The organism is Salinispora vitiensis (assembly GCF_000378825.1).
Classification (GTDB): Bacteria; Actinomycetota; Actinomycetes; order Mycobacteriales; family Micromonosporaceae; genus Micromonospora; species Micromonospora vitiensis.
This window is the reverse complement of record NZ_KB900388.1, coordinates 1,414,230-1,436,359: the sequence shown is the minus strand read 5'-3', so window position 1 is coordinate 1,436,359 and position 22,130 is coordinate 1,414,230. Positions and strand designations below refer to the sequence as shown.

The following is a 22,130-nucleotide window of genomic DNA, read 5'->3' as shown; positions in this document are numbered from 1 at the left end:
GGTTCTCTCCTTGGGGATTCGTGCGTTGGTGCGGGATGGAACAAGGGGCGGGGTCAGCCAGTGGCGGCGGCCCCGCGGCCCAGGTAGCGGTCGGCGGCGTCCGGCGGTGCCAGGCCGTCGACGTTGATGAGCTTGTCGATCGCCTCCACCCCCTCGTTGCCGAGGTGGAGGCCGGCTAGACGGTCCAGCGCCTCGGGGGCGATGACGTCCATGGCGCGGTTGGTGATGACCGGGCTCGCCGAGTCCACTCCGCCCAGCAGGCCCTTGGGCTCGGACAGCGGCCGCAGGCCGTGGAGCAGATTCAGATACTGTGGCCGCCAGAGCGGAATCACGAACCATTCGCGCTCGGCGATTCCGCGCTCCACCCGGCTGATGAAGGAAGCTTCGGTTCCCGGCCGGAATGCGTAGCCGTGCCGGTCGAGACCGTATTCACGGACCATCTGGGCGGAGAAGCGGCTGATGCCGGCTCCGGGGTTGATTCCGTCGATGGTCCCGGACATCCGGTCGACCACGTCGGGGCGGGCCAGGTCGGCGACCTCGCCGACGACTTCGGCCGGCACGTACGGGGGTACCGCCCAGACGCAGTACGGCTCGTAGTGCGCGGGCAGGACCTGCACTTGGTCGCGGTACGGGGACAGGTACTTCCCGTGGCTGGAAGGCAGCCAGGCGGAGACGAGCACATCGACCTCTCCCGCGGCCTGCAACTCGAAGAGCCGCTGGTGCGGTGACTCGATGGTCCGTACTTCGTGCCCGGAGTCCTCCAGGACGCGGCGGGTGACCGCGGCCGCGGCGCGGTGGAACGACAGCGAGATGTTCCCTACCGTGAGCGCCGGCCGGCGAATACCCGTGTCCATGAGCAATTCCCTGCCTTTCGCGTCGGGTGTCATGAGAACCGGGAGGACCGGTGTTCCTCGCGGTGGAACCCAGCCTGCACCCACCACACCCCATGCGTCCAATGACAGGATATTCTTGACTCGATAAGCTGAGCGCATGGCTACGTCCCGTGTCGCCTGGAGTACTTCGTGACGATCGGCGGTGAACCGGGCGACGAGGTTGCTGCCCCGCCGTCCTGGCCAGGCTCCGTCGGCCAGATGGGCATACTTCGGCGACGTAGCGAGATTCCTCCGAACCTGACCCGTGAATAGCCGCGCGACCTCGGACGTGCCCTCCATCCCTCGGCGTGTCCGGTGGCGGGGGCGCCTTGGCGGGCCCTCCGTCCTTGGACCTGGATCTGAATCCAGCCACCAAGGTCACGCCGACATCGAGTGCCTTTCTGTTCGGAGCGAGAGCGGGTGTCGGTTTCCAGGCCGCTGGGTTGGTTCGCTGACGCTCGTACGGCGGCCTGCCGGAGATGTCGCTGCCGGATGCTACGTTCCACGCCGTGGACCGCACCTCGATGGCCCGGCACGCTGCGCACAGTTACGTTGATCATTTGGAGCGCCGTGACTGGCCGGGGCTGGCCGGTCTGCTTTCCGACCGTTTGGTGTACGAGATGCCGCAGACCCGTGAGCGTATCCACGGTACGGATGCGTTTCTGCGGTTCAACATTGAGTATCCGGGCGATTGGCATTTGCGCATCCGACGGCTTGTCGCCGATGGCGGCTTTGCTGCTCTGTGGCTGGACGTTCGGGCCGGGGTCGAGCGGCAGGACGCCTGCGTCTGGCTCGAGGTGTCCGCGGATGGCCTAATCGATAAGATTATCGATTACTGGCCTGAACCATACGATCCGCCGCTGGGCCGGGAGCACCTCGTGGAGCGTTGGTGACTCTGGACAAGATACGCTCCGCTGATCGGCGCGCTCGCGGCGGAACTCGACTGGACAGACAGCGGTCCGGGGTCGGCCGTACCCACCGGCCGGACCGACCCTCCCGATCATGCTCTACGCAGTACGAGCAGGTCCAGGGCGTCGATCACCGGTCCGGTGTCGGTGAGCGCTGCCTGACGCAGGCGACGTACGCCGGTGTCGTACTCCTCGTCGGTGATCAGTTGCAGCGGGGTGTGTGCCGCTCGGCGCAGGGTGCTTGCCGCTTCGTGCAGCGATGCGGCGGTGATCTGCGGGACCTGCTCCAGGCTGACGGTGGAGAAGCGTTCACCGGCGAAGGCAGCTTCGACCTGGGCGATGCTCGGGTAGGTGTCGAGGACCCGGAGCGCCTCGGGAAAGTAGCGGAACAACGTGATCGCCTCGTGCCGGCCGGCGAACGCGGACCGGATCAAAACGAGTGCACCGGGGCGTAGGACGCGGTGTAGCTCGCGAGCTGCGGCATTCAGGTCGGGCACGTGGTGGATGACAGTGGAGATCCAAGCGGCGTCGGCACTCGCGTCAGTGAGCGGGATGTTGGCGGCGTCGCCAGTGAGGACGGGTTGGTACACCGACCGTTCGCGCATCGCCGCTGACGGCTCGACTGCGGTCACCTGGATGCCGGGGAACCAGGAGGAGAACGCCTGCGCCCAGCTGCCTGTGCCGGCGCCCAGGTCCACCAGCCGCAGGCCCGGTCGCGGGTCCAGGTGCCGGGCCACAGCTGCCCGCCAGTCACCGGCCTCCTGGTCGCCGAGGTGCCGGGTCGAGGCGAATGCACCCGCCTCCGTGTGGTCGTATGCGATGCGAGTCATATCGATGAGCAAACCGCGGCAATGGTGCCTGTGACAAGGAGACCGACTGTGACAGTTCACATACGTCAGCTCCGATGGAGTGAGTACGACGCTGTCGTCAGGGTGTGGACAGCCGCGGGTCGTGACGCCCCTGCCCCGCGCTGAGCTGGAATCCAAACTGACCCGCTACCCGGAGCTGTTGCTGGTTGCCGAACTTCGCCGCATTTTCGACCGCGGAGGCCGGCGGACGCGCTCGCCACCGGCGTAGGCGAATCGAATTCCTCCATGGTCGGCCCGGCGCCAGCCAACCGGGCTGCGGTGCGCCGAAGGGCAGCCGGCTACCCTGACAGAAGTCAGGGTTGACTGGTGTCCTTCGTGGATGGCGCCAGCGGACGGCCCTCGGTTAGCGTCGGCGCGATGCGCAGCACAGGCGCGTCCTTGTCGGTCGTCGGGGGAGTAGCAACGTGGAGAACGTCGGTGCGGTGCAGCGGACGCCGGTCGCAGAGGAGGCGGAGGCACCCTCCACGCCGGCCGTCGCGCCCGTCACCACCGAGCGTGCCCGGTCCGGCCTTTCGGTGGCCGAGGTGGCCGAACGGGTAGCAGCCGGCCAGGTCAATGACTTACCCTCCAGCACCAGCCGCAGCGTCTGGCAGATCGTCCGGGCGAACCTTTTCACCCGGATCAACGCCATCATCGGCGTGCTGTTCGCCATCATCGTGGTGGTGGGGCCGATCCAGGACGGCCTCTTCGGCGGCGTCATCCTCGCGAACACCCTGATCGGGATCATCCAGGAGGTGCGCGCGAAGCGTACGCTCGACCGCTTGGCGATCGTCGGCGACGCCCGCCCGCGGGTGCGCCGCGGTGGCGACACCGTCGAGTTGGCCTCCGCGGAGCTTGTGCTGGATGACGTCATCGAGTTGGGCCCCGGTGACAAGGTCGTGGTGGACGGCCGGCTCGTCACCGCCGACGGGCTGGAGATCGACGAGTCTTTGTTGACCGGCGAGGCCGACCCGGTGGTCAAGGCGCCCGGTGACAATGTGCTCTCCGGCAGTTTCGTGGTGGCCGGCAGCGGGGTCTGCACCGCCACCCGGGTCGGCCGGGACGCGTACGCGGCTCAACTCGCCGAGGAGGCGAAACGCTTCACCCTGGTCAACTCCGAGCTGCGCAACGGCATCGACTGGATCCTGCGGTTCGTGACGTGGGCGATCGTTCCGGCCGGCATCGCTCTGATCATCAGTCAGCTGCTGGTCAACCGCGATGACCTGCCCGAGGCGGCGCGTCGGATGGTCGCCGGTCTCGTGCCGATGGTGCCCGAGGGTCTGGTCCTGCTGACCTCGGTCGCCTTCGCGATCGGCGTGATCCGGTTGGGGCAGCGGCAGTGCCTGGTCCAGGAGCTACCCGCCATCGAGGGTCTGGCCCGGGTCGACGTGGTGTGCCTGGACAAGACGGGCACGCTCACCGAGGCGACGATGGACGTTACGGAGGTCCGGTCGCTGGCACCCGGCGTGCCGGTGGACGCGGTGCTGGGCGCCCTCGGCGCCAGCGACGAGCGGCCGAACGCCAGCATGCAGGCCATTGTTGACCGCTACCCCGGTCCAGCGGGGTGGCGGGTCCAGCAGACCGCGCCGTTCTCCTCGGCGCGCAAGTGGAGCGGTGCGACGCTCGTGGCACCGTCCGGTCAAGCCGCGACCTGGCTGCTGGGCGCCCCCGAACTGCTGCTCACGGACCATCCGGCGCTGGCGGAGGCGGACGCGTACGGTCGCCAGGGCCGGCGCGTGTTGCTGCTCGCCGAGTTCTCCCGTCCGCTGGCGGAGGCGCTGGCGAACCCCTCGGCGGTGTCGGCTTCCACCACGCCGGTCGCCCTCGTCGTGCTCGAACAGCGGGTCCGCCCGGAGGCGCCCGACACCCTGCGTTACTTCGCCGACCAGGGCGTCGGGGCGAAGGTGATCTCGGGCGACAACGCCGTCTCCGTCGGTGCGGTGGCCCGCGGCGTTGGTCTGCCCGGCGCCGCTGAAGCAGTGGATGCCCGAACCCTGCCCGCCGACCCCGAGGCGCTGGCGGACCCGGTCGAGCGGCACTCCGTCTTCGGCCGGGTCGGTCCGCAACAGAAACGGGCGATGGTGGGTGCCCTGCAGTCACGCGGGCACACGGTGGCGATGACGGGCGACGGTGTCAACGACGTACTCGCGTTGAAGGACGCCGACATCGGGATCTCCATGGGCTCCGGAAGCGCCGCAGCGCGCGGCGTGTCCCAGATCGTGCTGCTGAACAACAACTTCTCGGCGCTGCCCTCGGTGGTCGCCGAGGGGCGGCGGGTGATCGGCAACATCGAACGGGTCGCCAATCTCTTCCTGACCAAGACGGTCTACTCGGTGCTGCTCGCGATCATCGTGGTGAGCTGGCAGGTGCCGTACCCGTTCCTGCCCCGGCACCTGACGCTGATCGGATCCCTCACCATCGGGATCCCGGCGTTCGTCCTGGCATTGGCGCCCAACGCCGAGCGGGCCCGGCCGGACTTCGTCGGTCGGGTGCTGCGCTTCGCGATCCCGGGCGGGGTGCTGGCAGCGGCCGCCACGACCGCGTCGTACGCGTTTGCGCGGTCGCACTACGGGGGCGACCTGCCAGCGGAGACGTCGGTTGCCACGCTGACCCTGTTCCTCGTCGCGCTGTGGGCGCTGGCCATCATCGCCCGTCCGTACACGTGGTGGCGGATCCTGCTGGTGCTGGGGATGGGCCTGTCGTTCGCGACGGTGTTGGTGCTGCCGTTCCTGCAGACGTTCTTCCAGCTGCGGCTGGTCGGCCTCGAGGCGCCGCTGGCCGGTGCCGCGATCGCGGTCGCCGCCGGCCTGCTGATGGAGGTCGTCTGGGCGTTCCGGCGCCGTCGGTGAGCCGACGGGGTGGTTGACGGCTGCCCTGGTGCAGGTGCGGCCCAGACCGCGGCTCTGGCCGGTCGCCCTTCGGCAGTAACCGCGCCCGCTGGACTGCGGCCGTCGCCCAGTAGATCAACTAGGACAAAAGATTTACACAAAATCCTTTGAGCTACTACAGTCGATGCATGGCACCTGGATCGAGCCGACGACTCAAGAACGTAGCCGAGCTACGGATGCTCACCCATCCGTTGCGGCTGCGGTTGTTCTACGCGCTGACCGCAGCGGAGGAGGCGACCGCCTCCCGGCTCGCCGAGTTGGTTGACGAGTCGCTCTCACTGGTCAGCTATCACCTGCGGGAATTGGCCGCGCACGGATTCATCGAGGAGGTGCCGCGTCGCTCCGGTGATCGGCGGGAGCGTTGGTGGCGCAAGACCCACGAGGGCTTCAGCTTCGCGGGGTCGGAGTTCGCCGGGGATCCACAGGCCCGCGGCGTGGCGGTCGCCGCCAAACGCCAGCTGCTGGCCCACCAGATCAGCCGGCTCGAACGCTGGATCGACGAGGATCACGCCTGGGGGGAGGAGTGGACCGACGCCTCGCTCGCCAGCGAATCGTTGCTCCGGCTCACGGCGCCAGAGCTGGCCGAGCTGAGCGCGGAGCTGACGGCGGTGGCGCAGAAGTGGGCTGAGCGCGGTCGGGTCGGTGCCGAGGACCGACCCGACGCGCCCGCCCGGGAGCACGTTCTGATGTTCATGCACGCCTTCCCGTTCCAGCCGTGACGCCGCAGGCGGTCGCGGTCCGACAACCGCCTCCCTACCGGGACGGGAACGTCCTGCGCTGGCTCGCTGGTTTCGGCGTGTCGCTGGTGGGTGATCAGGTCTATTTCGTGGCGCTGGCCTGGACCGCTGCCCAGGTTGCCGGCGCCGGTGGGGCCGGATTGGTCCTGGCCACCGCGTCGGTGTCCCGGCTGGTGCTACTCCTGCTGGGTGGGGCGGTGGTGGACCGATGGGGTGCGCGGCGGCTGATGCTCGGCAGCGACGCGCTGCGCTGCGCTGTGATGGCCGCTGCGGCGGTGGCCACGGCCGCCACCGAACCGGCCCTCGCGGTGCTGATCGTGGTGGCGCTGGTGTTCGGGGCGGTGGACGCGGTGTTCCTGCCCGCCGTCGGGGCGCTGCCGCCGTACCTGGTGGCAGCGGAGCACCTCGCCCGCCTGCAAGGCATGCGGATGGCGCTGGCACGGGGCGCGATCGTGGCTGGGGCGCCGCTCGGCGGGGCGGTCGTGGCCGCAGCCGGGATCGCGGCGGCGTTCGCGCTCAACGCGTTCACTTTCGCCGTTTCGGTGCTCGCCCTCGCCGCGGTCCGGCTCCGCCCGGGGGCAGAAACCAGGCCCACCGAGGGAGCCGGCCGAGCAGAGGGGATGGGGAGGGAGGTCCGGGCCGGGCTGGCTGTGGCCGCGCGGTCACCGCTGCTGCGTACGATTCTGCTCGTCTCGGCAGTCGCCGAGTTGGGCTTCACCGGCCCGTTCAATGTGGGCATCGCGCTGCTGGCCCAGGAACGCGGTTGGGGCGCCGCGGGGGTCGGTCTGATCGTCGGCGGTTTCGGTATCGGTGCCGCAACGGCAGCGGTGGTGGTTTCGGTGCTCGGCCACCTTCCCCGAGCTGGCCTGCTCGTTGGCCCGCTCGCCGTGCTGACCGGTGGTGCGCTGGTCGCTGTCGGTTCTGCCCCCACCCGGCTGTGGGCGGTCGCCGCGTCGTCACTGCTCGGCGTCAGCGTCGGTCTGGCCGGCACGCTCGGGACAGCCCTGCTGCAGGCGCACACACCGCCGCATTATCTGGGCCGAGTGATGAGTCTGAGCAGCCTGGCCGGCTTCGGTGGCATTCCGGTCAGCTATGCGCTCACCGGCCTGGTCGCCGGGTTATGGGGGCCGGAGGCGGCGTTCCTGGGCGGGGCTGCGCTCGCGGGAACTGCCGGGCTCGTTGCTCTCTCGAGCCCGGCACTGCGCCGGGCCGCGCTCGCCGCCGGGCAACGTCGTACCGATGCGTTTAGCCGAAAAGAAACAGGCCGGCTGGAGAGTCGCTGCCACGGTTTCGCCAGACATCGGAAGAACTGCAGGTCAAAGGCGTGATGCGGCGGCTGCGATCGGCATTGGTTCTACGGCCTAGCGGGTGGTCCGTGTGTGCGGTGGGGGCAGCCCAACGGTTGTTGGTAGCGCCGTCGAGGATCGTTGCTCATCCGGCGATACGCCACCACAGGGCGTGGGAAAGTGTTGCTGCGTGGCCGCCGTGTTGGCTAGACCGCGGCGAGGATCCGGGCCAGCTGGGTCGGACGAGTCAGCATCGGCCAATGTCCAGAATCGATGTCGATCAGATCGACGTGCTTGGCCCGGGCCAGCTCGGGTACGTCTCCCGCAGCAATTGACTCCCGCGCTGCGTCGGGCGTGAACTCGGGGCACACCACCACGACCGGGACCTCGAATCGTCGCTCGTCCGTTAGCCGCACGACGCCCTTGGCCACATCCTCGGGAACCGGGATCGCCGCCGCCAAGAAGTCCTGCCGGGCCTGCGCATCCAGGTCGGCCGCGTCTGCCCCGTCGAACGGTTCCCAACCCGGGAACGGCATGGCACCGTCGCTGAATTCGAAGAAGTCGGCGTACGGCTGCCTACCAGTGCAGGGGAACCCGCCGATCAACACAACCGTAGCCACGCGTTCGGGCCGGGCGTCAGCCGCCATCCAAGCCAGGGTGCAGGCGGCGGAGTGTCCCACCACTACGGACCTGCCAGGACCACTGTCGACGACGGCCAGCACCGCAGCCAACTGGTCGGCCAGCGTCGCCGAGCTGTTCCCGTCGCCCTGTCCCGGCAGGGTCACCGGTACGGCGCGGCGGCCTGCCTTCTCTAACTCGCACTCGACGGTGTTCCACACCGACCCGTCGAGCCATAGGCCCCCCAGGAGCACGATCTGTTCTGCAGTCATGGAAGCAACCTAGCGGTGATTCCGGACGTTCTACTTCCGGTAATGTTCCCGCAGTGCGAACCGGTCCGAGCCCTACCGCCCGGGCCCTGCGCACGCTCGAGATCCTGCAGGCACGTCCCGGCGTTACTGCCGATCAGCTCGCCTCCCGGCTAGGGGTGACGGAGCGGGCCGCACGACGCTACGTCGGGATCCTTCGGGAGGCCGGGATCCTGGTCGAGTCGGTCCGCGGGCCGCATGGCGGCTACCGACTGGGCCGCGGCACCCGGCTACCGCCGGTCGTCTTCACCCAGGAACAAGCACTCAGCCTGGTCATGGCCGTGCTCGACGGGCAGCCTGCGGCGATCGACGCCGACGACCCGATCGGCTCGGCGCTAAGCAAGGTCATCCGGGCTCTTCCCGAGAGTGTGGGACGGCAGGCGGCGGCGCTGCGGGCGTACGTCTCGGCCACCCCGGACCGGCGAGTGGCCCGCCCGGATCCCGCCACCACAAGCGCCCTGGTCACCGCCGTCGCCGACCGGCGCCGCGTCCTGGTAACCCACAGCGGCGAGAGCGGCGAGGAACGGCACGCCGAGGTCGACCCGTGGGCAGTCGTCGTGCGGTACGGACGCTGGTACCTGCTGTGCCACTCGCACCGCGCGGACGCGATCCGCACGTACCGTATCGATCGGATTCGGGCGGTGCGGCAGTTGCCGCACAGCTTTATGCCGCCCGATGATCTGGATCCGGTTGCCGCGCTTGCGGAGAAGCTCGGCGCAGGCTGGGGGTACCCCACCCGCGTGGTGTTCCACGCGTCACGGGAGAAGGTGGCACCGTGGATCTGGCCGCCGATGGGCCGCCTCGAGCCGGACGGCGACCGCTGTGTCCTGGTCGGCAGCACCCGAAACCCCACGATGTACGTCCAGGAGTGGCTGGCTGCTGTCCCCTTTGACTTTTCGGTGGCGGCAGGCCCCGAACTACGTGCTGCTGTGGCCGCAGTCGCGGCCCGCTTCAGCAACGCACTTTCGCCGGCGCGGCCCGAAACCCGGCCCGGCGACTAGCGCTAACGGCAACGGAACGGACCAGTGCATTGGATCATGAGGCCGCCGATTGCGGCGAGGCCGGCGGCTCGGCCTTCTGTGGGTAGATCGTCTCGTGGCGGGCCAGCATGGCGACGAACTCGCCGATCTTGCGCTCGCGGTTCTGTATCCGTTTGACGGCAGCAAGGCGTTGGATGAGAGCGAACCGGTTGGTCCTGGTGAGTACGTCGAACATGGCCTGGGCGGCCGGGTTAGCGGTGATGGCGGCGATGATGACGTGCGAGAGTGGCGGACGGGCGCAGAGTCGGTTCGAGGCCCACTGTCGCGAGAGCAGGGCGGAGCACACTATGGAGCGTGGCACCCGGGACGAGTTACTTGGCCGTCTGGCTGAGGCGGTCGGGTCCGTCGCACTCGGGCACCCCACGCGGGTAGCTGTCGACGGACCGCCGGCTGCCGGCAAGACCACTCTCGCCGATGAGCTGGCCGTCGTCTTGCGCGACCAGGGTCGGTTTGTCATTCGCGCGTCGATCGACGACTTCGTCGTTCCTCGGGCGCAGCGCTATCGACGGGGCGAGTACTCGGCCGAGGGCTGCTACTTCGACGCCCATGACCGCGACGCGCTGACCCGGGTCCTGCTCGATCCGCTCGGTCCGGACGGAGACCGACGTTTCCAACCCGCGGTCTACGACCGCATCGCCGATACTGTGCTGTCCCCGCCGGTCATGACCGCCCCCGTCGACGCCGTGCTGCTCTTCGACGGCGTCTTCCTCCTGCGCCCAGAATTGATCGACCGGTGGGACCTGCGCGTCTTCGTGTCGACAGCCCCCGACAAAACCCTGGATCGTGCCGTGATCCGAGAAGGCCGGGTGTCGTCCCGGGCCGATGTCGAACGACGCTGGCGGGAGCGTTACATCCCCTCGCAACAGCTCTACTTCGCCGCGGTTCGTCCGACTGACCACGCCGATGTCGTTGTACACAATGACGAGCCTGGGTTGCCGGCCTGGGCGACTCGACCACGCTGGCCATACTCGATGCGGCTAGAGCACGAACCGTGCTGCTTCAAATCTCAGGCGGAATCTCCGTAAGCGACGGGCTGGGCACCGCCCTACCGCAGCAACCCAGTGGCCTACTCCCCGGATCGGCTCCGCACGGTGATAAGGGGCGATGTGACGGTGGTGCTGCTCTGCCCGAAGGCGGCAAACATTTAGACGAAGGTAAACAGGCCGGCTGGGGGCGCGGCCCGGTTCGCCGGTTCTCGGAAAACTGCAGGTCAAAGGCTTGATCCGGTAGTTGTCGATGGTCTTGACGAGCAGACGCGATCTCAACCATCGGCTACTGGTGCGGCCCGCCGATCGCCGATTAGCGTGAAGGTCGAGCCGGGTCGTATCTGAGGTGCCCGATGAGTCGGAAGGCGTGCGAAATGGCCATCAACGAGTTCCGTGACGGTCCTCGTGCCAGTCCCGGTAGTGGCGGTGGACAGACGGTTCTGATGGCTCCCCTGTCCGACCGGCTTGCCCTGTTCCTGGGCCTGCCCGGGTTGGTGCTCCTGGTCGGCCTCTCACTTCCGCCGCTGGCTCGGTGGATGTTGAGCTGGGAGAGGGCACTGCCGCTCAAGCCGATCTTTTGGCTCGTTGGCGGGATCGACAAGCCGTGGAAGGTTGCCGTGAACCTCGCCATCTGGCTCGTGCTCGCGTTGGTGACGGCGTTTGTCGCGATGAGTGAGTCGCTGCGGGTGACGATCAACGATGCCGAGCTGCGGGTTACGAAGGGCGACCACACCCGTACCTTCGCCCGCGACCGGGTGTCGGCGGTGTTCCTGGACGGCAAGAAGCTCGTGGTCCTCGACCAGCGGTCGTGCCAGCTGGTCCGGGACCGACACCAGGCGCCGCAGGCGGCAATCGCCGCTGGGTTCCGCCGGCACGGCTACCCCTGGCACGACAACGATCCGTACGCCGACCTCTTCCGATCCTGGACGGCCGCCACCCCGGAACTGCCGGCCGTCGCCAACGACGTGCTCGCGGCCCGGCAGTCGGCGCTGAAGAGCAAGGCGCACCGCGAGATCCACGCCCTCAGCGCGGCGCTGGAAAAGATGGGTTACGTCATTCGGGACGAGGGTGTGCATCAGTTCTGGCGCCCGCTCGTCCAGTCGTGACCGTTCCCCGTCCGGCCACTCCGGTCCGGGACCGCCTCACCGACCTCGCTCTGATGGCGGTCTCGGCGTTGGGCGCGCTGGCCATCGCCGGTTCGGCCGAGCAAGGTGGCCAGCTCACCGGGGATGCGTTGAACGCGGCATTTGGCCTGGCGGTGCTCGGCACCGTCGCACTGTGGTTCCGGCGGCGGTATCCGGTCGCCGTCACGGTGCTGCTCGCCCTGCTGCTCACCGTCACCGATCTGGTGATCGTCGCGGTGTTGATCGCCGTCTACACGGTCAGCGCGCTCCGCAGCTGGTCCACTAGGGCGGCGACGTTCGGGGCCAGCCTGTTGATCTACGTCCCCTACTCGGTACTGCTTCCGGCTCCCGCGCTGAGCGCCTTCAACACCAATATCCTCTACGTGGCGTTGATGTCGCTCGTGCTGGCGGCGGGCAGCATCACCCGGGCCCGGTACGAGGCGATCGCGGGGTTGTACGAGCGGGCCGAGCGGGCCGAAGACGAGGCGCAGGAGCGGGCCGAGCGGTTGCGCGGGCAGGAACGGCAGCGGATCGCCGGGGAGATGCACGACGTACTGGCGCACCGCATCTCGCTGGTGAGCCTGCAGGCCGGCGCGCTGGAGGTCCGTTCCGATCTGCCGCCCGGCGTCGCGGAGTCCGTGACGGGCATTCGGCTGCAGTCGCATCGAGCGCTCGAGGATCTCCGGGAGATCCTCGGCGTGCTGCGTGCCGGCACCGACACCGACGGACTGCGCCCGCAGCCGGGAATTGCCGATCTCGCCCGGCTCGTCGCCGAGGCGCGGGCCACCGGCACCGAGATCCGGGTCGATTTTCGAGCTACCGGCGATCCATCCGAACTTGTCGGCAGGACGATCTATCGGTTGGTTCAGGAGGGCTTGACGAATGCGCGCAAGCACGCGCCGGGTCGGCCCGTTGAGATTCTGCTGGAGCGCGCCGGCGCGCGGGAGGTCCGGGTACGGCTGCGCAACGCCCTGGCCAGCCGGGGTGGCGCACCAGTTCCCGGCAGCCACACCGGTCTTCTCGGGCTGGCGGAGCGGGTCGCGCTGGCCGGTGGCCGATTGTCGTACGGCATGCGGCGTGTTCCGGAAGGGCGAGTCGTGTTCCAGCTGGAGGCGTGGCTACCGTGGCCGGCGTGATCAAGGTGCTGGTGGTGGACGACGACGCGCTGGTTCGGGTCGGACTGTCGGCGGTGCTCAGCGCGGCCGAGGACATCGAGGTGGTGGCCGAGGCGGCGGACGGCACCGATGCGGTCGCTGTCGCCCAGCGGCTACGCCCGGACGTGGTGCTGATGGACATTCGGATGCCGGGTCTGGACGGTCTGTCCGCCACCGCGGCGGTGCGATCGTTCGACGAGCCGCCAGCGGTGATCGTGCTGACCACTTTTAACACCGACGAACACATCCTGCGGGCGCTGCGGGCTGGTGCCAATGGGTTCCTGCTCAAGGACATGCCACCGCGGCAGATCCAGGATTCGGTGCGTGCTGTGGCGGCGGGGGAGTCGATGCTCGCTCCGGCCGTGGTCGAGCGACTGATCGACTACGTGGTTCAGGGGGTGGGCAACGACGAGCGCTGTGATCAGTTGATTATCGCCCGGGCCGCGTTGGCGCACCTGACCGAGCGGGAACGGGAGGTCGCCGAGGGGGTGGCCGCGGGCAAGTCGAACGCTGAGATCAGTGGCGACCTGTTCTTGAGCGTGGCAACGGTCAAGGTGTACGTCTCCCGGATCATGGCGAAGCTGGATTGCGCGAATCGCGTGCAGGTGGCGATCCTGGTTCACCAGGCTCGCGAAGAATGGCGACACGAACGAAAGGGCATGGAGTGAGCAGGACAGTGCCGGTTGGATTTGGGGGCCGATGGTTCTGGGCCTACGACGTCAGCCTTGCGATTTTGCTCTTGGAAGCCACTCTGGTGCATGGGGAGCTCGCGCCCGGACAGCGCCCAGCACGGGCCGATGCGGCGGTGGAAGACCTCCGCATCCAGGTACGGGTCGGCTCCAACCAGTTCTTCGCCTTAGATTTTGAGGAGTGGGACACCGAGCAGCGGGACCACGTTCGTTCGATTGTCGCGACGGCAGGACGCCGGCTTCGCGGGTGTGGGGTCGTCACCGCTGCGGAGGCCGCTCAGCGCTATCTGATCGACGGTGAGCCCTACTTCCTGCGGGGGCATGAGCAGATAGCCGGCGAGGTGGTCGCCGATCTCGCCGAGGCGATCGAGAGTTTGATCCAGGATCAGCTACCAGCGGTGCCCTCGACCGATCAGCATTGGTTCTATGGCGTAACGGGTGGTCCACGTCTGCGGTGACGGCAGCCCATCGAGTGGCGTGGACCGTGCTGGTGCAGCCACCGACCTACGTGGCGTACCGGTGGGCGAGTGCGTTCCCCGGCGCGGATCTACGCGAGGACAACAGCACCCTGGTCGAGTTCACCCTGTCCGCCGAGGGTGACAAGACCCGACTCCGTGTGGTGGCGAGCGGCTTCGCCGCGCTGGCCGCCGCCGAGGAGCAGCGCAGTGAGGCCCTGAAGAACAAAGACAATGGTTGGCCTCAGGTCTTCGACGCGTTCAAGAAGCGCGCTGAGGCATCTGTGTGACGACAGAACGTCGTGGCGAACCCGATGTCGTCGACAGCGTTCTCTTCGCACTAGCTGATCCGACCCGGCGACATCTACTCGACCTGTGGTGCTGTCCCCGCCGGTCATGACCGCCCCCGTCGACGCCGTGCTGCTCTTCGACGGCATCTTCCTCCTGCGCCCAGAATTGATCGACCGGTGGGACCTGCGCGTCTTCGTGTCGACAGCCCGCGACAAGACCATGGATCGTGCCGTGATCCGCGCGGGCGGGGTGTCATCCCGGGCTGATATCGAACGACGCTGGCGGGAACGTTACCTTCCTTCTCAGGAGCTCTACTTCGCCACGGTTCATCCGATCGATCATGTCGATATCATTGTGTACAACGATGAGCCTCGGCTACCGGCCTGGGAGATCCGGGCGCACTGACCGAGGGGGTGTTCTCCTAATGCGGCAGGATGGTTTCCGCGATCGCTGACATGATCGGGGACGTGTTGGAGACCTCGGCCCGCCTGCTCGAACTGCTGTCCCTGCTTCAGCTCAAGCGTGACTGGACGAGCGCCGAGCTCGCCGGCCGGTTGAAAGTGAGTACGAGGACGGTCCGCGCCGACGTCGCCAAACTGCGGTCGCTCGGCTATCCCGTGGTCGCGCGCCCGGGCATCGCGGGTGGGTACCGACTGGCCGCCGGTACGGCGATGCCCCCACTGCTGCTTGACGACGACGAGGCGGTGGCGGTCGCGGTCGGGCTGGGTGCGGTCGCGACCCAACGGCTCGGTGTCGAGGAGACATCGCTTACCGCGCTCGCGAAGCTGGAGCAGGTGCTGCCCGCGCGCCTCCGTCGGCGCGTTGCGGCGGTGCGGGAGGCGACGAGCGTTGTTCCGGGGGCACGGCCGCCGCTGGATCTGTCGGTTCTCGGCGCGGTCGCTGCCGCGATCCGCGGCCAGGAACGGCTTCGCTTCGGCTACACCAAGCCGGGCGGCAACGAAGGGGTTCGCCATGCCGAGCCGCAACGGCTGGTGAGCTGGGGGTCGCTCTGGTACCTACTCGCCTGGGATCTCGACCGGGACGACTGGCGGGTCTTCCGGGTTGACCGCATGACTGTGCACACACCGACGGGGGTACGGTTTCGACCGCGTGTGATCCCGACGGACAACGTCGTCGAGTACGTCGTCGGGCGGGTCAGCAAGGCGGCCTGGACGTACCGCGCCCGAGTGCTCGTACATGCTCCCGCCGCCACCGTCGCCGCGAAGCTCCGCATCCCGGTCGGCATCGAGGTGGTTGACGACTTCACCTGCCAGGTCGAGCTGGGTGCCGACCGTCCCGATCGGCTCGCGCTGTGGCTGACACAGCTCGACCTCGACCTCGAGGTGATCGACGGAGCCGAACTCGCGGCGGCGTTCGAGCGCCTCGCGACGCGGTTCCGCCGCGCGGCGGTTGGCGCAGCCCCACCTGAAGCTTGACTCCCGACGAGCCCCAGCGTGGTGACCTGGCGGGGCCTACCCGCGGGGGAGGCCGAGGTACCCGCTGATGTCCAGTTCGTAGTGGCAGCGTTCGACGAGCCGGTTCAGCCGGTCGGTAATTTCCTCCGGGTCGAGGTCGAGGCTGTCGCACAGGTCGCGGTGGGCACATAGGAGCGGATCGGTGATCTCCTCCGGTTCGGTCCGGGCGATGTGGTAGGCGTCGCGGAGGTGTCCGGAGAGGTCATCCCAGACGAGGATGGCCTCCTCGACCAGGTCGAGGATGGCAAGACTGGCAGGCCGAGCGCACAAGATCTCGACCTCGGCGGCCAGGCGGTGACCAGCGGCCTCCACGTCGGAGATCTCCCACCTGCCGGTGGTTGCGTTCGAGGCGTCACGGAGGACGGCCTGGAAGTCCTGCAGCCCCGTGTGATCCGCGCCGTGCAGCATGTTGGCCTCGGTCAGCAGCCGGGTGGCGAAGAGGCGGTCGCGGACCGCGTGCCCCGCGACGAGGTTGGCCAGCTGGCGGGGCGCCAGCCGTTGCGCCGCCCGCAGGTAGTCCTCGTGGTCGGGTGGCACCGGGACGGCGCTGGGTGGGGTGGCAGCACCGGAGAAGGCGACGTCGTTGTCGAAGGCGGTTAACGCGACTGCGACCGCATGCGCGCAGAGGTGTTCGCCGGCTATGCCGCAGTCGCACTCACCGGTGAAGTTGCCGGCAACGATGCCCACCCATGGTTGCACGGCGTTACCGCGGTCATGGACCACGGCCTGGATGCCGCCACCGGTCAGTTCCAGGTCTCCGACACCATCGGTGGAGAGTAGTCGGGCCGACGCCTCGCGTACGGCGGAGGGAACGGAGTCATGGAACGCCTGAACATCAATTCGGACCGCCACGGGGCTGCACTCTACCCTCGGGCTGGCGGCGGGCGGCGTTGAGCTTGGCCCGGAACTTCGTCCAGCATCGATGTTCAATCGCGCAGCGTACGGGTCGCAACGGCGATCCCGTCGGTCCACTAGGGCGATCGACCCTGGCGAGTTGGGCGGTCGTCGGGTCAGGCTTCCTAGGGCCACCGACGTGGGAGCCGAGAGGCGCGGGAGCGGAGAGGCGCGGGAGCCAGCGTCGATGAGTGTGATCGTGGCGGAGATGGCCTGGCTGCGGCGCTCGTCCGGGGCAGGCCGGCCGTCGAGTCCGGGTGTCCGGGACCTGTCTCCGGCGGGACAGGTCAAACGGCCCTAGGCGCTCCGGGTTTATCCGGGCAAGATAGATGTATTCCCCACATCACGGTCGGGAGGTCGGATCATGTGTAACTACTGCGGTTGTCGGGAGTTCCCGCTGATCGGGCAACTGACCGCCGAACACGAGGCGATCGCCAACGCCGCCGGACGGCTGCGTACGGCGATCACGGCGGGCGCGGACAACCGGGTTGACCTCCTCGACGACCTGCTTACGTTGCTGATGCCGCACACCGAGACCGAGGAACGCGGCCTCTTTCTCGAGCTGCGCGCCGAGGGCAGCCTCACCGAAGCGGTGGAGCAGCTCTGCGACGAGCACGACGACATCCACGGGGTCCTCAGTACCGTCGACCGTGCGGCACCGGACTGGCCAGCGGTGCTGGGTGCCCTGGATCGGCTGCACCGGCACATCGACAACGAGGAACACGGGCTGTTCCCAGCCGCGGTCATCGCGCTGCCGATGTCTGCCTGGGACCGGCTGACCCCACCACAGTCGGACACCGCGGGCCAACAGGCATGATGCCACCGCGGACCGAGCGGCAGCGCCCGATCGGGACGAACCGGCAGCAGGTAGCGCGCCGGAGACCGGGGGCGCCGGTGCGAGCCCCGAAGCAGAACGTGGGGGAACGTCCCTTCATCGTGATCTGGGAGGCCACCCAGGCGTGCCCGCTCGCCTGCCTGCACTGCCGGGCCTCCGCCCGCCCCGACCGGGACCGAGCCGAGCTGAACACCGAACAGGCCACCGCACTGATGATGCAGGTGGCCGAGTTCGGACGTCCCGCGCCGCTGTTCGTGGTTACGGGTGGGGACCCGTTCCAGCGCCCCGACCTGGAGCTGTTGGTCCGGCGCGGCACCGAGCTCGGCCTGCCGGTGTCCGTCTCACCGTCCGGCACACCCACCCTCACCCGCCCGGCGCTGGCCGCCCTGCACGCTGCCGGGGCACGAGCGGTTTCGCTGAGCCTAGACGCGGCCACCGCCGCCGGACACGACGGCTTCCGGGGTGTCCCCGGAGTGTGGGACTTGACCATGCGGGCCTGGCGGGACGCCGCCGACCTTGGCCTCAAGGTGCAGATCAACAGCACCGTGACCCGGGATAACGTGCACGATCTGGCGGAGCTGGCCGCCCAGGTGCGCGACTCCGGCGCCCAGCTCTGGAGCGTCTTCTTCCTCGTCCCGACCGGACGGGGTCAGGCACTGCGGAGCCTGGACGCTGCCCAGACCGAGGACGTGCTCAACGTGCTGTACGACCTCGGTGAAACCATCGCGGTCAAGACCACCGAGGCGCACCACTTCCGTCGGGTCTGCCTACAACGCGAGGTGCTGGCCCGGCGGGGCGACGACCACGTCCGCCTCCTCGGCCTCGGGCCGCTGTACCGGCGCCTGCGCGACGACCTCGAATCGCGCGGCTTGATCGGTACCGCCGGCCGGGTCCGGCGTGCGCCGCTACGGGTGAGTGCCGGCAACGGGTTCGCCTTCGTGTCCCACCGCGGCGACGTGCACCCCAGCGGCTTCCTGCCGGTAGCGGCGGGCAACGTGCGGCAGCGATCGCTCCGCGACATCTACCGGGATTCGACGCTGCTCACCGCGCTGCGTGATCCAGAGCGGTTGAAGGGTCGCTGCGGTGTCTGCGAGTTTCGCTCCGTCTGCGGCGGATCACGGGCCCGGGCGTACGCGGTGACCGGCGACATCTGGGCCGAGGAACCATCGTGCGGCTATCAGCCCGGCTCATTTCCATATCAGACGGAACTAGCGCTTTGCGGGAGCTTGTGACCGGCCTCGGCTCAAATTGAGCAATACACGTACGAACGGGTCATTGCCAAACCGGACGGCATCTCGGTTCGCCTCGTGCCGACTCTGTCGTTCGGTCGTCAAAGCCTGGAAGGAGCCGGCCTGAGTCACCCCACGTCCACCGATGGCCGAGTTGCACCGGCCCCATGCACAGCATGAGCTCCGTGCGTCCCGGAGAGGTCATACGCCTGTTCGGGGCGCAGCCCCGTACCCCGGTCGAACTCCGTGGCGAAATTCGGGGCACCCAGCGCGGCGCGGGCGGCGGCGGTGATTCGGTCCACGTCTCCCCGCTCCCCGGCCGGCAGTGGCGCGCCCACCGAGTCGCGCGCCATCGCCGCTGCGCCGAGCAGGCGGGCCGCCTGCTCGGCGCGGCCGTCGATAACCGCCGCGCCGGCCAGCCCCTCCAGCGCCAGCGCCTGCGCCCGCGGGTCGCCGACGGCACTCGCCAGGGCGAACGACTCGGCGTGCAGGGTGTCCGCGTCGGTGGCGGCTCCCTGTAGCTCGGCGATGAAACCCAGCTCCGCCAGGAGCAGGGCCCGCACCACGTCGGCGTCCAGGCCTGGCTGCCGGGTCCAGTCCAGGACGCCGCGCAGCAGCCGCTCCGCATCGGCGAGGCGGCCCTCGCGGCGGGCACCGAGCCCCAGCCCGATCTGCGCGTACAGCTCCGCCGGTTTGCAGCTCTGCTCGGCGGCCAGCCGCAGCGCGCGCTCGTGGAACTCGCGGGCCCGGTCGTAGTCGCCGGCGAGGAGCGCGATGCGGCCCAGGCCGGAGAGCCGGTCCGCGGCCTCCAGCCACAGCCCCAGACCCTCGGCCAGCTCCAAGCCTTCCCGGTGCAGCCGGGCCGCTTCCGGATAGTCCCCGGTGGCCTCAGCCCGGTTGGTGAGCGGGAAGGACGCCTGCAACTGGCCCCACCGGTCGCCCAGTTCGCGGAAGAGGACGACGGCACGTTCGCCGTCCCGGCGTACCGCCGCCAGGTCGCCCTGAGCCAGTGCCTGACTCGCACGCAGGCTCAGCGCGGCGGCGACGCCCCATCGGTCGCCGAGCCGCTCGAACTCCGGCAACACCTCCTGGACGAGGGCCGTGCTGCCGGCCACATCGCCGGTGTTGAGCAGGGCGAGCCCGAGGAAGGCCACGGCCCGCGCCCGCGCCACCAACCCCTCCCCGGCCGGCCAGCCGTTCAGCGCGGGGGCAACCAGCGGCGCGTGTTCCCCACCGCGCTCCAGCAACGCGAAGCCGGCGCGCCAGCAGGCGGCGGCGGCCCGTGGCGTCGCCGGCGCGGGACCGGCGACAGCGAGCGCGGCCTCGATTGAGCGGCGCGTCTCCCGCAGCCGGCCCCGCAGGTAGCCGTACCAGGCCAGCGCGGTGCTCAGGTCGAGTGCCCCCGCCGCATCGCCGTCGGCGACCGCGTCGTCCAGCGCCTGCCGCAGGTTGGCGGTCTCCTGGTCGAGCCGGGCCAGCCACTGCCGCTGCTTCGGGCCGCGCAGCTCCTCGTCGGCCCGCCGGGCCAGCGCGGTGTAGTACCGCCGGTGACGGCGGCGGACCGTTGCCGCCTCGTTCGCCTCCCGCAACCGCTCGGCGCAGTAGGCCGCCACGGATTCCAGCAGCCGGTGCCGCGGCCCGACCGGCGTCTCGGCCAGGACCACCAGCGAGCGGTCGACCAGGCGGGCCACCAGGTCGAGAATCTGGTCGGCAGGGAGATCATCATCGGCACACACCACCTCGGCGGCCTCCAGCGTGCAACCGTCCGCGTGCACCGCGAGCCGCCGCAGGACGAGCTGTTCGGGCTCGCCGAGCAGCTCCCAGCTCCAGTCGATCATCGCGCGGAGGGTCTGCTGGCGGGGTGGTGCGCCCCGGTGCCCGCGGGTCAGTACCCGGAATCGATCGTCGATCCGGGTCAGCAGACCGCGGACTCCCAGTGCGCGGACCCGGGTGGCGGCCAGCTCCAGCGCCAGCGGGATGCCGTCGAGCCGATGGCACAGCTCGGCGACCTCCCGGGCGTTCGTCTCGTCGAGCGTGAACGCGGGCGCGGCGGCTCTCGCCCGGGTGACGAAGAGCCGGACCGCGCTCGCCCGGGCGAGCAGCACCGGGTCGCCGACCGTGGGATCCGGCAGGGCCAGTGGGGGTACGGCGCAGACCTGCTCGCCGGCGACGCCCAGCGGCTCCTGGCTGCTGGCCAACAGACGGACGCCCGGCGCGTGTCGCAGTATCCGGTCGGCCAGCTCGGCGACGGGATCGACGACGTGTTCGCAGTTGTCCAAGAGCAGCAGGAGCCGGCGACCGCGCAGCGCCGCCAGCAGCCGTTCGGCCGGCGTGGCGGGCGGTGCGGCGGGTGGGCGCTCCGCGTGTTCGCGGACGCCGAGCACCGCGAGGATCGCCCCGGCCAGGACCGCCGGGTCAGCTTCCAGGGCCGCGAGCTCCACCAGCCACACCCCGTCCGGGTACGCCCCGGCTGCCTGGTGGGCCGCCTCGACCGCCATGCGGGTCTTGCCCACCCCACCGGAGCCCACCAGGGTTACCAGCCGGCCGGCGTCGAGGAGGCGGTGGAGGTCGCGTACCGCCTCCTCCCGGCCGATCAGCTCGGTCAGTGCTACGGGAAGGTTTCCCGGTACCCGTGCCGGCGGCACCGCGCCCGACGGAGGTGGCGCGATGGTGGCCGGGCTGCTCGTCGCCGGTGGGGCGAGCAGCGCCGGGTCCTGGGCCAGGATCGCCCGGTGGAGGGCGACCAGCTCGGGACCCGGGTCCACGCCCAGCTCGTCGGCGAGCTGCCGGCGGAACCGGTCGTAGCAGTCCAGCGCCTCACCCTGTCGGCCCGCGCGGTACAGCACCCGCAGGTGCAGGGCACGCAGGCGCTCCCGGTACGGGTGGCGGGTCATCAGGTCGGCGAGCTCCCCGCTGTGCGGGTGGTGCTCGCCGAGGGCGAGCCGGGCCTCGGCCCGATCCTCGATGGCGGTCAACCGCTGCTCCGCCAGCCGCGCCGCCAGTGCCGTGGCGAACGGGGCCTCGGGGAAATCGGCCAGCACCGGGCCACGCCACAGCCCGAGCGCCTCGTCGAGGAGCGCGGCCCGGTTGGGTGCGGCGGTGGTGTTGGCGGCCTGTGCCAGCAAGGCCGTGAACCGTTCGGCGTCGGTCGGTTCCGGGCCGGTGCGGAGCAGGTACCCCGGTGGGTGGGAGACCACGTGGTCGCGGGCGCCGGGAGTCGCGGAGTTCAGGGCACGGCGTAGTCGCCAGACCTTCGTCTGCAGTGCCCCGGTCGGGTTGCCCGGTGGAAGGTCCGCCCAGAGGTGTTCGAGGAGCCGGTCGATCGACACCGGCTGCCCTTCGTGGGCCAGCAGAACGGCGAGCAGGAGACGGACCTTCGCATCGGGCACGGTGACCGGGGTGCCGTCCGCCGTCCAGACGCCCAGCGGACCGAGGAGCCCGAAACGCATGGGGGCACCGTAGCCCAGGGCCCCGACAACGGGCGTGATTTCGC

The 22,130-nt window shown here is 69.5% G+C and carries 19 protein-coding genes and 2 pseudogenes; 15 read left to right on the top strand and 6 right to left on the bottom strand.

Annotation, left to right across the window (positions count from 1 at the left end; all coding sequences use genetic code 11):
* Positions 1-53: 53 nt before the first annotated feature.
* The gene (locus SALPAC2_RS0106695) at positions 54-854 is read right to left on the bottom strand and encodes a glycine betaine ABC transporter substrate-binding protein (RefSeq protein WP_018215879.1); all 801 of its coding nucleotides are present in this window, start codon (positions 852-854) and stop codon (positions 54-56) included.
* Positions 855-1,351: 497 nt separating this feature from the next.
* On the opposite strand from SALPAC2_RS0106695, the gene SALPAC2_RS0106690 reads away from it, so the two are divergent.
* Positions 1,352-1,765: a nuclear transport factor 2 family protein gene (locus tag SALPAC2_RS0106690; protein ID WP_018215878.1), complete on the top strand. Its 414-nt coding sequence runs from the start codon at positions 1,352-1,354 to the stop codon at positions 1,763-1,765.
* Positions 1,766-1,872: 107 nt separating this feature from the next.
* On the opposite strand, the gene SALPAC2_RS0106685 is transcribed toward SALPAC2_RS0106690, so the two are convergent.
* Positions 1,873-2,610 carry a class I SAM-dependent methyltransferase gene (locus SALPAC2_RS0106685; protein WP_018215877.1) on the bottom strand — a complete coding sequence of 246 codons (738 nt, stop codon included), beginning with the start codon at positions 2,608-2,610 and terminating at the stop codon, positions 1,873-1,875.
* Between the two features lie 443 nt (positions 2,611-3,053).
* Here SALPAC2_RS0106685 and SALPAC2_RS0106680 point away from each other — a divergent pair, with 443 nt between their 5' ends.
* The 3 genes from SALPAC2_RS0106680 to SALPAC2_RS0106670 all read left to right on the top strand — a co-directional run bounded on the left by SALPAC2_RS0106680 (position 3,054) and on the right by SALPAC2_RS0106670 (position 7,581).
* The gene (locus SALPAC2_RS0106680; RefSeq protein ID WP_018215876.1) at positions 3,054-5,477 is read left to right on the top strand and encodes an HAD-IC family P-type ATPase; all 2,424 of its coding nucleotides are present in this window, start codon (positions 3,054-3,056) and stop codon (positions 5,475-5,477) included.
* A 167-nt stretch (positions 5,478-5,644) separates the two neighbouring features.
* Complete coding sequence (locus SALPAC2_RS0106675) at positions 5,645-6,235, top strand: winged helix-turn-helix domain-containing protein (RefSeq protein WP_026184494.1); 591 nt, start codon at positions 5,645-5,647, stop codon at positions 6,233-6,235.
* Positions 6,232-7,581 carry an MFS transporter gene (locus SALPAC2_RS0106670; protein WP_018215874.1) on the top strand — a complete coding sequence of 450 codons (1,350 nt, stop codon included), beginning with the start codon at positions 6,232-6,234 and terminating at the stop codon, positions 7,579-7,581. Before SALPAC2_RS0106675 ends, SALPAC2_RS0106670 begins: the two co-directional genes overlap by 4 nt.
* Positions 7,582-7,745: 164 nt before the next feature.
* Here SALPAC2_RS0106670 and SALPAC2_RS0106665 read toward each other — a convergent pair whose 3' ends face one another.
* Positions 7,746-8,429: an alpha/beta fold hydrolase gene (locus SALPAC2_RS0106665; protein ID WP_018215873.1), complete on the bottom strand. Its 684-nt coding sequence runs from the start codon at positions 8,427-8,429 to the stop codon at positions 7,746-7,748.
* 53 nt (positions 8,430-8,482) lie between these two features.
* Here SALPAC2_RS0106665 and SALPAC2_RS0106660 point away from each other — a divergent pair, with 53 nt between their 5' ends.
* Entirely contained in the window at positions 8,483-9,466 is a 984-nt protein-coding gene (locus tag SALPAC2_RS0106660) for a helix-turn-helix transcriptional regulator (protein ID WP_018215872.1), read from the top strand.
* A 34-nt stretch (positions 9,467-9,500) separates the two neighbouring features.
* Here the strand turns inward: SALPAC2_RS0106660 and SALPAC2_RS0106655 are convergent.
* Positions 9,501-9,800, bottom strand: a pseudogene (locus SALPAC2_RS0106655) (YdeI/OmpD-associated family protein); the annotation flags it as partial.
* Here SALPAC2_RS0106655 and SALPAC2_RS0106650 point away from each other — a divergent pair.
* The 8 genes and pseudogenes from SALPAC2_RS0106650 to SALPAC2_RS0106615 all read left to right on the top strand — a co-directional run bounded on the left by SALPAC2_RS0106650 (position 9,793) and on the right by SALPAC2_RS0106615 (position 15,640).
* Entirely contained in the window at positions 9,793-10,530 is a 738-nt protein-coding gene (locus tag SALPAC2_RS0106650) for an AAA family ATPase (protein WP_018215870.1), read from the top strand. The pseudogene SALPAC2_RS0106655 and the gene SALPAC2_RS0106650 overlap by 8 nt on opposite strands.
* Before the next feature lie 335 nt (positions 10,531-10,865).
* A complete protein-coding gene (locus tag SALPAC2_RS0106645) occupies positions 10,866-11,597 on the top strand; it encodes a YqeB family protein (RefSeq protein ID WP_018215869.1) in 732 nt (243 codons plus the stop codon).
* The gene (locus tag SALPAC2_RS0106640) at positions 11,594-12,751 is read left to right on the top strand and encodes a sensor histidine kinase (protein ID WP_018215868.1); all 1,158 of its coding nucleotides are present in this window, start codon (positions 11,594-11,596) and stop codon (positions 12,749-12,751) included. The genes SALPAC2_RS0106645 and SALPAC2_RS0106640 overlap by 4 nt, the downstream gene beginning before the upstream one ends.
* The gene (locus SALPAC2_RS0106635) at positions 12,739-13,437 is read left to right on the top strand and encodes a response regulator (protein WP_018215867.1); all 699 of its coding nucleotides are present in this window, start codon (positions 12,739-12,741) and stop codon (positions 13,435-13,437) included. The genes SALPAC2_RS0106640 and SALPAC2_RS0106635 overlap by 13 nt, the downstream gene beginning before the upstream one ends.
* An 8-nt stretch (positions 13,438-13,445) precedes the next feature.
* Positions 13,446-13,916 (top strand): hypothetical protein, encoded by a 471-nt coding sequence (locus SALPAC2_RS0106630; protein ID WP_018215866.1) that lies wholly within the window; start codon positions 13,446-13,448, stop codon positions 13,914-13,916.
* Entirely contained in the window at positions 13,913-14,203 is a 291-nt protein-coding gene (locus tag SALPAC2_RS24480; protein ID WP_223874196.1) for an SRPBCC domain-containing protein, read from the top strand. Before SALPAC2_RS0106630 ends, SALPAC2_RS24480 begins: the two co-directional genes overlap by 4 nt.
* 88 nt (positions 14,204-14,291) lie before the next feature.
* A pseudogene (locus SALPAC2_RS24475) lies at positions 14,292-14,609 on the top strand (hypothetical protein); the annotation flags it as partial.
* Between the two features lie 62 nt (positions 14,610-14,671).
* Positions 14,672-15,640 (top strand): helix-turn-helix transcriptional regulator, encoded by a 969-nt coding sequence (locus SALPAC2_RS0106615; RefSeq protein WP_026184492.1) that lies wholly within the window; start codon positions 14,672-14,674, stop codon positions 15,638-15,640.
* A gap of 36 nt (positions 15,641-15,676) precedes the next feature.
* Here SALPAC2_RS0106615 and SALPAC2_RS24470 read toward each other — a convergent pair whose 3' ends face one another.
* Positions 15,677-16,531, bottom strand: a complete 855-nt coding sequence (locus SALPAC2_RS24470; protein WP_018215862.1) for a hypothetical protein — start codon at positions 16,529-16,531, stop codon at positions 15,677-15,679.
* 406 nt (positions 16,532-16,937) lie between these two features.
* Here SALPAC2_RS24470 and SALPAC2_RS0106605 point away from each other — a divergent pair, with 406 nt between their 5' ends.
* Together SALPAC2_RS0106605 and SALPAC2_RS0106600 are read left to right on the top strand one after the other, a co-directional pair.
* Entirely contained in the window at positions 16,938-17,390 is a 453-nt protein-coding gene (locus SALPAC2_RS0106605; protein WP_018215861.1) for a hemerythrin domain-containing protein, read from the top strand.
* The gene (locus tag SALPAC2_RS0106600) at positions 17,387-18,640 is read left to right on the top strand and encodes a TIGR04053 family radical SAM/SPASM domain-containing protein (RefSeq protein ID WP_188115915.1); all 1,254 of its coding nucleotides are present in this window, start codon (positions 17,387-17,389) and stop codon (positions 18,638-18,640) included. The genes SALPAC2_RS0106605 and SALPAC2_RS0106600 overlap by 4 nt, the downstream gene beginning before the upstream one ends.
* Positions 18,641-18,765: 125 nt before the next feature.
* Here the strand turns inward: SALPAC2_RS0106600 and SALPAC2_RS0106595 are convergent, their stop codons facing one another.
* Positions 18,766-22,086 carry a BTAD domain-containing putative transcriptional regulator gene (locus SALPAC2_RS0106595; RefSeq protein WP_018215859.1) on the bottom strand — a complete coding sequence of 1,107 codons (3,321 nt, stop codon included), beginning with the start codon at positions 22,084-22,086 and terminating at the stop codon, positions 18,766-18,768.
* Positions 22,087-22,130 lie beyond the last annotated feature (44 nt).